The 10,354-nt window shown below is 73.9% G+C and carries 1 pseudogene; it reads left to right on the forward strand.

Going from position 1 to position 10,354, the window contains the following annotated elements:
* Positions 1-203: 203 nt before the first annotated feature.
* Positions 204-10,325: pseudogene (locus ACF07N_RS05135) on the forward strand (type I polyketide synthase); the annotation flags it as partial.
* Between the last annotated feature and the right edge of the window lie 29 nt (positions 10,326-10,354).

The following is a 10,354-nucleotide window of genomic DNA, read 5'->3' on the forward strand; positions in this document are numbered from 1 at the left end:
GAACCGTCGACGGCCGTCCCCATAATCGCCCTGGAGGACGGCCCGGCACCGGGAGCGCCACGGCCGCCCGCAGCGAGGGCACCGGCCGCCGGACCCGCCCTCGCCCGGCCCCGGCACCCAGGTGCCGGGGCCGACACGATGGCCCGTGCCCCACCGGCGAGCCTCCGCGCCCGCCGCCGAAGGGAGACCGATCCGTGAGCGAGGACAAGCTTCGCGACTTCCTGACCCGCGTCTCCACCGACCTCCAGCGCACCCGCGCACGGCTGCGCCAGGTCGAGGCCAGGGCAACGGAACCCATCGCCGTCGTCTCCATGAGCTGCCGCTACCCCGGCGGCGTCCGCACCCCCGAGGACCTGTGGCGCCTCGTCGACACCGGCACGGACGGCGTCTCCGGCTTCCCCGAGGACCGGGGCTGGGACCTGGACGCCCTCTACCACCCCGACCCCGCCCACCCGGGGACCTGCTACACCCGGGAAGGGGGATTCCTGCACGACGCCGCCGACTTCGACCCCGCCTTCTTCGGCATGTCACCCCGCGAGGCACTCGCCACCGACCCGCAGCAGCGGCTGCTGCTCGAACTGACCTGGGAAGCCCTCGAACGCGCCGGCCTGCGCCCCTCCGACCTGCGCGGCAGCGCCACCGGGGTGTTCGCGGGGGTCATGTACAACGACTACGCCACCCGCTTCCCCGAGCCGCCCCCCGGGGTCGAGGGCCACCTCGGCAACGGCAGCGCGGCCAGCATCGCCTCCGGCCGCATCTCCTACACCTTCGGTTTCGAGGGCCCGGCCCTGACCGTCGACACCGCCTGCTCCTCCTCGCTGGTCGCCCTGCACCTGGCCGTCCAGGCACTGCGCGCCGGGGAATGCGACCTCGCCGTGGCCGGCGGCGTCGCCGTGATGTCCACCCCCGTCACCTTCCTGGAGTTCAGCCGGCAGCGCGGACTCTCGCCCGACGGACGCTGCAAGTCCTTCGCCGAGTCGACCGACGGCACCGGCTGGGGCGAGGGCGCGGGCCTGGTCCTGCTCGAACGGCTCTCCGACGCACACCGCAACGGCCACCAGGTCCTCGCCGTCATCCGCGGCTCCGCCGTCAACCAGGACGGAGCGAGCAGCGGCCTCACCGCCCCCAACGGCCCCGCACAGCAGCGCGTCATCCGCGCCGCACTGGCCTCCGCCGGGCTGTCCCCGGCCGACGTCGACGCCGTCGAGGCGCACGGCACCGGCACCACCCTGGGCGACCCCATCGAGGCGCAGGCCCTGCTCGCCACCTACGGCCAGGAACGGCCCGACGGGCGGCCCCTGTGGCTGGGCTCCCTCAAGTCGAACATCGGCCACACCCAGGCCGCGGCCGGGGTCGGCGGCGTCATCAAGATGGTCCAGGCCCTGCGCCACGAGCGCCTGCCGCGCACCCTGCACGTCGACGCCCCCACCACCAAGGTCGACTGGACCGAGGGCGACGTACGGCTGCTCACCGAACCCGTCGCCTGGCCGCGCACCGAACGCCCGCGCCGTACGGGCGTGTCCGCGTTCGGCGTCTCCGGCACCAACGCCCACGTGATCCTGGAGGAGGCCCCGGCCGCCACCCCGGGCGACGCCCCGGACACGGCCCGGCCGCCCGCCCGCACGTCGCCGGTACTGCCCTGGATCCTCAGCGCGCGCACCCCCGCGTCCCTCCAGGGGCAGGCCCGCGCCCTCCTGGACCACATCGAGGCGCACCCCGGCACGGACGACCGGGCCGTCGCCCACACCCTGGCCACCCGACGCACCTTCTTCGAACACCGCGCCGTCGTCCTCGGCACCGACCGGGACGCCCTCCTCGCCGGCCTGCGCGCTCTCGGCGCCGGCGGGTCCCCGGCGAACACGGTGACCGGCACCGCACGCCGCGGCGGCAAGGTCGCCTTCCTGTTCTCGGGCCAGGGCGCGCAGCGCGCGGGTATGGGGCGCGAACTGTACGAGGCGTTCCCGGTGTTCGCGGAGGCCTTCGACGCGGTGTGCGCGCACGTCGGCGGGGAGCTGAAGGACGTCGTCCTCGGCACGGACGGCGACGTGCTGGAGCGCACGGAGTGGACGCAGCCGGCGCTGTTCGCGGTCGAGGTGGCACTGTTCCGGCTGGCCGAATCGTGGGGTGTGCGGCCGGACTTCGTGGCCGGCCACTCCGTCGGCGAGATTGCGGCCGCTCACGTGGCGGGCGTGCTGTCCCTGGAGGACGCCTGCACGCTGGTGGTGGCACGTGGACGGCTGATGCAGCAACTCCCTCCGGGCGGCGCCATGGTGGCGGTCGAGGCCGCCGAGGAGGAGGTCCTCGCGCTGCTGGAGGGGCGCGCCGCGGAGGTGTCGGTGGCGGCGGTCAACGGCCCCCGTGCCGTGGTGATCGCGGGTGCCGAGGCGGCCGTGACCGAGGTCGCCGACGAACTGCGCGTCCAGGGGCGGCGTACGTCCCGCCTGCGGGTGTCGCACGCGTTCCACTCGCCCCTGATGGAACCAATGCTGGCCGGGTTCCGCGCGGTCACCGAACGCCTCACGTACCGGCCCGCCGCGATCCCGGTCGTCTCCACCGTGACCGGCCGGGTGGCGGCGGCCGGTGAGCTGGACGCCGAGTACTGGGTGCGGCACGTCCGGCAGCCGGTGCGGTTCGCGGACGGTGTCACCACCGCCGCGGCGGAGGGGGTCACCCGCTTCCTGGAGATCGGTCCGGACGCCACCCTCACCGCACTGGCCCGCACCTGCCTGCCGGACGAGCAGGGACCACTGTTCGTGCCCATGTGCCGCAAGGACCGCGACGAGGTGCACACGGCCGTGTCCGCCCTCTCGTCCCTGCACACCACGGGACTCACCGTCGACTGGAACGCCCTCGTCCCGGGCCCCCAGCCCCACGTCGACCTGCCCACCTACGCCTTCGAGCGGCACCGCTACTGGCTCGATCCGGTCGTCGGCCACACCGGCCACCGCGGCGAGCACCCCCTGCTGTCCCACGGCACCCATCTCGCCGACTCGGCCACCGTCATGGCGACCGGACGCCTCTCCCGGCGGGTCCAGCCGTGGCTGGCCGGCCTCCCCACCGGCGGCGGCACCTCGGTACCCGGATCCGTCCTCACCGACCTCGCCCTGCACACCGGACGCGCGCTCGGCGCCCACCACCTCGCCGAACTGCACATCGACGTACCGCTGCCGCTCCCGGCCACCGGTGAGACCGAGGTGCAGACGGTCACCGAAGCGGGCGACGGCGAGGACCGCTGGACCTTCGCCCTCTACGCACGGCCCTTCGACCCCGACGCCGACCGGACCGACGAGCTGCGGCCCTGGACGCGTCACGCCCACGGCACACTGACCCGTGCCCAGGACGGGGAACCGGCCGCGAGCGCCGCCCTCACGGAGGGAACCTGGCCGCCATCCGGCGCGGTCCCGGTCGACCCCGAGGAACTGTACGGCGCCCTCGACCTCCCCGACGCGCCGAACCGGGCACCGCGCCCCCTCAAGGCCGTGTGGCGCCGGGCGGACGAGATCTTCGCCGACGTCGCACTGACCGAGGGACTGGAGGCGGACGCCGCACGGTTCGCCGTGCACCCAACCCTCCTGGACGGCGCGCTCGTCGCACTCACCGCGCTCGGACACCCCGCCCCCCGGCTGCTCACCTGGTCCGGCCTCACCCTGCACGCCCACGCGGCCACCTCGGTCCGCGTCCACATCACCCCGAACTCCGGCACCGCGGCCACGCTCCGGCTGCTGGACGGCGCGGGCGCCCCCGTCCTGAGCGCGCGAGCGGTCACGGTCACGCCCCACGAGCGGGACGACCTCCCGGCGGACGCCCCGCAGCCCACCGGAGACCTCTACACCGTCACGTGGACCCCCGCCGGGCCCCCCGCGCTGCCGGAACCCGCCTCGACGACCCTCCTCACCGGCCCGGACGACATACTCGCGGACGTCTCCGACACCCCCTACGGCGAACTGGTCGTCGTCCCCTGGCACTCCGCCGAAGCCGACGCCGCCTCGGCGGCCGGCACGCACACGTCCACCGCGCACGCCCTGGCCCTGCTCCAGCGCTGGCTCACCGACCCCCGCGCGGCCCGCTCACGGCTCCTCCTGGTCACCCGGCGCGCGGTCGCCGTGACCGGCGACGACACGGTCACCGACCTGGCGGCCGCCGCGGTCCGCGGACTCGTGAAGTCGGCCCAGTCCGAGAACCCGGGCCGCTTCCTGCTCCTCGACACCGACGGCACCCCTTCGGGCGACGACCTCGCACTCGCCGCCCGCCTCGACCACGAGGACGTCGCACTCCGCGACGGCCGCCTCCTCGCCCCCACCCTCACCCGAGCGGACACCACCCGGACGGACACCACCCGAGCGGACATCACCGGGACGGACACCACCCGGACGGGCACGACCGCGCGAACCTCCGTCGCGGCCTTCGACCCGGACCGGACCGTCCTGGTCACCGGCGGCACCGGCACCGTCGGAGCGGCCACGGCCCGCCACCTCGTCGTCCGCCACGGCGTCAGGCACCTCCTGCTCGTGACACGCCGTGGAACGGACGCCCCCGGAACGACCGAACTGGTCGCCGAGCTGGCCACCCACGGCGCCCGTACCACCGTGGTGAGCTGTGACGCAGCCGACCGTGACGCCCTCGCCGCCGTCATCCGCGCGATCCCCGACGACCACCCCCTCGGTGCCGTGGTGCACGCCGCCGGCGTGCTCGACGACGGAGTCATCACGTCCCTCACCCCGGCCCGGCTCTCCACCGTGCTGCGCCCCAAGGTCGATGCCGCGTGCCACCTGCGCGACCTCACCAAGGATCACGAGCTGTCGGCGTTCCTGATGTTCTCCTCTGCCGCTGCCACCCTCGCGGGCCCCGGCCAGGGCAACTACGTGGCCGCGAACAGCTTCCTCGACGCCCTCGCCTCCGCCCTGCGCGCCGAGGGCCGCCCCGCGCTGTCCATCGCATGGGGACTCTGGGAAGCCGACAGCGCCATGACCCGGGAGCTGACCGGCGCCACCCACCACAGGGCCGCCCGCCACGGCATCACCGCGCTGCCCACCGACGACGCCCTGGCCCTCTTCGACCGCGCCCTGGCCCACACCGGCGGCACCCCCGTCCCGCTGCGCCTGGACCGGTCCGCCCTGCGCCGCACCGCCGACCGGCTCCCGCCGCTGCTGCGTTCCCTGACGGGCCGCCCGGCCCTGCGCACGGCCGTCGCACCCGCGCAAGGGACCCCTGCCGCTCAGGGCTTCGCGCGGCTGACGGAGCCGAGGCGCCGCGACGCGGTGACCGATCTCGTGCGCAGCACCCTGTCCCTCGTGCTGGGACACGCCCCGGGCACACCCGTCGGACTCGACCAGCCCTTCACCCAGCTGGGGTTGGACTCCCTGACCTCCCTCGAACTGCGCAACACCCTCAGCCGCGAGACCGGCCTGCCCCTGCCGGCCACACTCGCCTTCGACTGCCCCACCCCGCGGGCGGTCGCGGACCACCTGCTGACCGCCCTCGCCCCGCCCGCACAGCAGGACGTCCACACGGCCTCCGCGCACCCGAACGGCACCAGTGGCACGCTGGCCGACGACCCGATTGTCATCGTGGGCATGAGCTGCCGCTTCCCGGGCGGAGTGGAGAGCCCCGAACAGCTCTGGGACGTACTCCTCCGGGCCGAGGACACCATCGGTGAGTTCCCCACCGACCGCGGCTGGTCCGAGGTGCCCATCCCCGGCGGTCCGGACGCGGACTACGTGCGCCTGGGCGGTTTCCTGGACGATGTCGCCGGGTTCGACGCGGAGTTCTTCGGTATCTCGCCGCGTGAGGCGTTGGCGATGGATCCGCAGCAGAGGTTGTTGCTGGAGTCGTCGTGGGAGGCGGTGGAGCGGGCGGGGATCGATCCGAGGTCGCTGCGTGGTCGGCAGGTCGGTGTGTTCACGGGTACCAACGGGCAGGACTATCCGGCCTTGTTGGGTGTGACGGAGGGTGACTTCGGCGGGTACGTCGGCACGGGCAACGCGGCCAGTGTCATCTCAGGACGTCTGGCCTATGTCCTGGGCCTGGAAGGACCGGCCGTCACCGTCGACACCGCCTGCTCCTCCTCGCTCGTCGCCCTGCACATGGCGGCGCGCTCCCTCACCTCAGGTGAGTGCTCGATGGCCCTGGTCGCCGGAGTCACGGTGATGTCCACCCCGGCCGCCTTCGTGGAGTTCAGTCGTCAGGGTGGTCTGGCGGGTGACGGCCGGTGCAAGGCGTTCGCGGAGGGTGCGGACGGTACGGGCTGGGGTGAAGGCGTCGGGGTGCTGCTGGTGGAGCGGCTGTCCGATGCCCAGGCGAACGGTCATCGGGTGCTGGCGGTGGTGCGCGGCTCGGCGGTCAACCAGGACGGTGCGTCGAACGGTTTGACGGCGCCGAACGGTCCGTCGCAGCAGCGCGTGATCCGCGCGGCCTTGGCGGATGCCGGGGTGTCGGCGGCGGACGTGGACGCGGTGGAGGCGCACGGCACGGGTACGCGGTTGGGTGACCCGATCGAGGCGCAGGCGCTGCTGGCCACCTACGGGCAGGACCGTGAAGTCCCGCTGTATGTGGGGTCGGTGAAGTCGAACCTGGGCCATACGCAGGCGGCTGCTGGTGTGGCCGGTGTGATCAAGATGGTGGAGGCTTTGCGGCGCGGTGTGCTGCCGGCGACGCTGCACGTGGACGAGCCGTCCTCGCGGGTGGACTGGTCGGCGGGCGCCGTGCGACTGGTCACGGAACGGCTGGAGTGGCCGTCGGTGGACCGGCCCCGCAGGGCGGGTATCTCCTCGTTCGGCTTCAGCGGCACCAACGCCCACGTCATCCTCGAACAGGCCCCGCGGGAGACGACCACTCGGTCGACGGAACTCGACGCTCCGCCCATGACCCCGTGGCTCGTCTCGGGCGAGGGGGGCGACGCCCTCCGTGCGCAGGCGGTCCGTCTGCACGCTTACGCCCGGACCAGCCCGGACGTCGACCTCGACGCGGTGGCCGCCGCGCTGGCGACGCAGCGGACGTCCTTCACGAACCGCGCCGTGATCCGAGGCCGTGATCGTGAGGAACTCATGGCCGGACTCCTCGCGCTCGCCGAAGGCCGTACCGCGTCCCAGGTCACCGTGGGAGCCGTCGCCGAGGGCCGCACGGCGTTCCTCTTCTCGGGTCAGGGTGCGCAGCGCGCGGGTATGGGGCGTGAGCTGTACGAGGCGTTTCCGGTGTTCGCGGATGCCTTCGACGCGGTGTGCGCGCACGTCGGCGGAGAGCTGAAGGACGTCGTCTTCGGTGACGACGCGGAGCGCCTGGCGCGTACGGAGTGGACGCAGCCGGCGTTGTTCGCGGTCGAGGTGGCGTTGTTCCGGCTGCTGGAGTCGTGGGGCGTGCGCCCGGACTATGTGGGCGGGCACTCCATCGGTGAGATCGCTGCTGCGCATGTGGCCGGGGTGCTGTCCCTGGAGGACGCCTGCACGCTGGTGAGTGCGCGGGGTCGGTTGATGCAGGCTCTGCCGTCGGGTGGGGCGATGGTGGCGGTGGAGGCCGCCGAGGAGGAGGTGCTGCCGCTGCTGGCCGGGCGTGAGGTGTCGGTGGCGGCGGTCAACGGCCCCCGCGCCGTGGTGATCGCGGGCGACGAGGCGGATGTGTCCGAGGTCGCCGCCGAGCTGGCCGGGCGCGGCCGCCGAACGACCCGTCTGCGCGTCTCCCACGCCTTCCACTCACCCCTGATGGAACCGATGCTGGCGGAGTTCCGCCAGGTCGCCGAAGGCATCACCTACACCACCCCGTCCCTCCCGGTCGTCTCCAACGTCACCGGACAACTCGCGGCCGAAGGGGAGTTGACCACTGCCGAGTACTGGGTCCGGCACGTCCGCGAAGCCGTCCGGTTCGCCGACGGTGTGGCCGCTCTGGCGGCGGAAGGCGTCACGCGCTTCCTGGAGATCGGCCCGGACAGCACCCTCACCGCACTCGCCCAGAACTGCCTGCCCGACGCGCACGGTTCGCTCCTCGCTGCCACCCTCCGCAAGCACCGTGACGAGGTGGACACCGTGCTGGAGTGCGTGGCCGCCGGGCACACGACGGGGATGGCGGTCGACTGGACGTCGGTGATCGGCGCCCGGGCCACGGAGGGTGTGGAACTGCCGACCTACGCCTTCCGGCACGAGCGGTTCTGGCCGCAGACAAAGCGTGCTCGGACGGCAACGCCGGCCGAGGGCACCGGGGGCGTGGAAGACGCCGACACCTGGGAGACGGTTGCTCCCGCGGAGTCGCGCGAACTGGCGCGCTCCCTCGGCATCGGTGAGGAGGTCGTCGAGGAGATCGTGTCCGGTCTCGCCGCTCGGCGGCGGGAGCGAGCCCTGCGCGCTCGGGTGGACGGCTGGCGATACCGCGTCGAATGGGAGGCGGTCACCCCGCCCTCGGCGCCCAGCGGAACGGGCCGATGGCTGGTGCTCCACCCGGCCGACGGAACGGACGGGCTCGACACCGTCGTCGAGGCACTCCCCGGCTGCCGCACCCTCGCCGTCCCGACGGGCACCGGCCGTGCTTCTCTGGCACGCGATCTGGTGTCCGCGGCCCGCGGCGATTCCCTCGCCGGCGTGGTCGTCCTGCCCGACTCGCTGTCCTGGGCCCTCACCGCCGTCCAGGCGCTCGGCGACGCCGGCACGGCCGGCCCCCTGTGGTGCGTCACCACGGGTGCCGTGTCCGTCGGGCATTCCACCGACGGCGCTGTGAACCCGGAACGGGCCGCCGTCTGGGGACTCGGGCGGGTGGCCGCCCTGGAGTACCCCGATCGCTGGGGCGGACTGGTCGACCTGCCGTCCACGCCCGACGCGGACACGGCCGGCCTGCTCGCGGCAGTACTCGCCGGCTCGGACGAGGACCAGCTCGCCCTGCGGGCCGGCAGGACGTTCGCCCGTCGCCTCCGTGAGCATCCGGCCCCCCTGCCCGCCGTGACCGGCTGGAAGTCACCGGGGCGGGTGCTCGTCACCGGCGGCACCGGTGCCCTCGGCGGGCACGTGGCGCGCTGGCTCGCCGAGCGCGGCGCGTCCGAGATCGTGCTCGCCGGCCGGCGCGGCCCCGACTCCCCGGACGCGGACCGGCTCGTGGAGGAGATACGCGCCGCCGGAGCGGAACGGGTGCACGTCGAGCGGTGCGACATGGCCGACCGCGGTTCCGTGTCCGCGCTGCTGGCCCGACACCGCGTCGACGCCGTCTTCCATGCCGCCGGCATGCCCGACTCCACGCCCATCGACGAGGTCGACGACGCTCACCTGGCCGACGTGTGGTCGGCGAAGGCGTCGGGTGCGGTGTACCTGGACGAGTTGACGCGGGGATGGGGATTGGAGGCGTTCGTCGTCTTCTCGTCGATCGCGGGCGTGTGGGGGAGCGGCGGACAGAGCGTGTACGCGGCGGCGAACGCGTGCGCCGACGCCGTGGTGGAAGCGCGTCGTGGCCGTGGCGAGACGGGACTGTCGGTGGCGTGGGGCCCGTGGTCGGGCGGGGGAATGGTGTCGAGCGTGGGCGCGGTGGAGCTGAAGCGCCGAGGGTTGCAGGTGATGGAGCCTCGGCACGCACTGCTGGGACTGGGGCGTGCGTTGGAGGCGGGTGACGGCGCGGTGGTGGTGGCCGATGTGGCATGGGAGCGGTTCGTCCCCGCGTTCACGAGCCGTCGGCCCAGTCGCCTGCTGAGTACGGTCCGCGCCCTCGGCACCGGCGGCTCCGCCGGGAGCGCAGGGACGACGACCGAGAGCATGACGCGGAGTGCGACGAGCACGACGGCCGACTCGGCCGAGGACACCCGCGAGCGTCTGGTGCGGCGCCTGGCCGACCGGCCGGAGAAGGAACGGCGCCGGGCCCTGCGCGAGCTCGTCCAGGAGCGGGCGACTGCGGTGCTCGGCCGGTCCGCCGATCGCGTGGTGCATGTCGACCGGCCCTTCAAGGACGTCGGATTCGACTCCCTCACCGCCGTCGACCTGCGTAACGGACTGAGCGCCGAAACCGGCCTGCGGCTGCCTCCGTCCCTCGTCTTCGATCACCCCACCCCGCGGCACCTCGCCGATCACCTCCACGACGAGCTCTTCGCGGAACGGTCGGGCTCCAGCCCGCTTCCCGCGGCGACCGGGCGGGACGAGACCCGTCTCCGCGACGCCCTTGCCGCCATCCCCTACGCCACATGGCAGGAGAGCGGCCTGCTGCCGACCGTGCTCGCGCTGGCGGAGAGCGAGAACCGAGCGTCGGGCACACAGCTCCGGACCGCCGACGCCGACGCCGGCGCTACCGATGCCGACGCCAACGGCATCGGCACCATGGACGTCGACGCCCTCGTCCAGCTGGCCCTCGGCGACACCTCCTCCTGAGGCTGCGCCGCCCGAGGCACCGTGCCCCA

The sequence above is a fragment of the Streptomyces sp. NPDC015242 genome, from assembly GCF_043079125.1.
Taxonomy (GTDB): Bacteria; Actinomycetota; Actinomycetes; order Streptomycetales; family Streptomycetaceae; genus Streptomyces.